The sequence below is a fragment of the Actinoplanes sp. NPDC051633 genome (assembly GCF_040681735.1).
Lineage (GTDB): Bacteria > Actinomycetota > Actinomycetes > Mycobacteriales > Micromonosporaceae > Actinoplanes.
In genome coordinates, this window is record NZ_JBFAZH010001622.1 from 1 (window position 1) to 1,381 (window position 1,381).

Annotated in this window: 2 protein-coding genes; both read left to right on the plus strand. The window is 71.6% G+C overall.

The window, feature by feature from the left end; genetic code table 11:
* Positions 1-898, plus strand: an 898-nt coding sequence (locus AB0M20_RS43695) for a hypothetical protein (protein ID WP_364307405.1), incomplete at its 5' end; no start/stop codon positions are given.
* Positions 899-951: 53 nt separating this feature from the next.
* Entirely contained in the window at positions 952-1,311 is a 360-nt protein-coding gene (locus AB0M20_RS43700; RefSeq protein ID WP_364307407.1) for a VOC family protein, read from the plus strand.
* The last annotated feature ends 70 nt before the right edge of the window (positions 1,312-1,381 follow it).

Consider the following 1,381-nt stretch of genomic DNA (forward strand, 5'->3'; position numbering starts at 1 on the left):
CATCCGCACGACGGCCGCCGTGCGGCGCGGCACCCGCATGACGAAGTTCCTGTCGCCCGCCCAGCTGGCCGGGCATCTCGGCGGCTGGCTGCCCTACGGTTTCTGCTATCGCGCGTGCGACGTCGCGCACATCACCCGCCCCGCCGATCTCGCGCTGCTGCGCACCGACGGCCTCGGTGACGACGAGGTCGTGTTCGCGTTGCGCTGGCGGGCCATCGATCCGCGGGACTACGAGATCCCCGACCGGGTCGAGCAGCCCGGCCTGCCGGCGTTGCCGGCGCACGAGCGGGTCGGCGCGATGGTGCTCGGCACCGGGTTCAGCCCGAGCGCCGACGACCTGGTCCCCGAGTTCGTCACGGCCGGCTTCGCCGACCTGCCGATGCCGGCGAACGCGCAACTGCTCGCCTATCCGGCGGACGGTGCGGAGGTGGTGCTGTACACGTACCAGCCGGAGCAGCACGGCTGGCTGCGCCTGGCCGGGCCGAAGTGGCGGCACCTGCTCGAGCGGGTCCCCGGGCTGAGCCCGGACCGCGAGTACGTGCCCTGCACCGACCCGCCGGCCGCCCACCTGGTCGGCCGGATCAACCAGCACGAGTATCAGGCGATCGCGGACCCGCCCGGGGAATTCCGGGTGCGGGCGCTGACCCGGGCCGCCCGGTACCCGGTGCAGACGCTGAGCCGTCGCGCCGAGCAGGCCCTCTGGCGGGGCGTGCCGTGCTGGGTGCTGCAGCGCGACGATCGGTGGGCACGGCTGCGCATCATCCGGCCGGACGGTGAGGCGCTGGCCGCGACGGGCGCGCGCTGTTACGAACGCGGCGTCTACGAGTGCTGGTCCCCGCTGGCCGAGTTGGTCGACCACCACATCCTCGATCTGCCGTACGAGCTCTCGCCGTCCTGAGTTCTGTCGTACCCGCCGACTAATGTTCTCAGTGGGGCGGGAAAGGGGACGTGATGATCGACCACATAGTGCTCGGCGTGCATCACCTGGACGAGAGCAGGTATTTCTACGAGCGGGCCCTGGCGCCGCTCGGCATCAAGGTGGTGCGGGATCAGCCCGAGCTGGTCGGCTTCGCCGACCCGAGCGGCAGGCCCTTCTTCTGGCTGGCGGTCCGCGAGCCGTCACATCGGGTGCACATCGCCTTCCGGGCCGACGATCGAGCCACAGTGGACGCTTTCCATGCGGCGGCCCTGCGCGCGGGCGGGGTCGACAACGGCCCGCCGGGCCTGCGTCCGCAATATCACCAGACCTACTACGGCGCGTTCGTCTTCGACGCCGACGGCAACAACATCGAGGCGGTCCACCACGGGTGACCGCCGGCGGCATCGCGCCGGTCACCGGTCGACGGCCACGACCGTCTTGAGCACGGACGGGTCCGTGTGG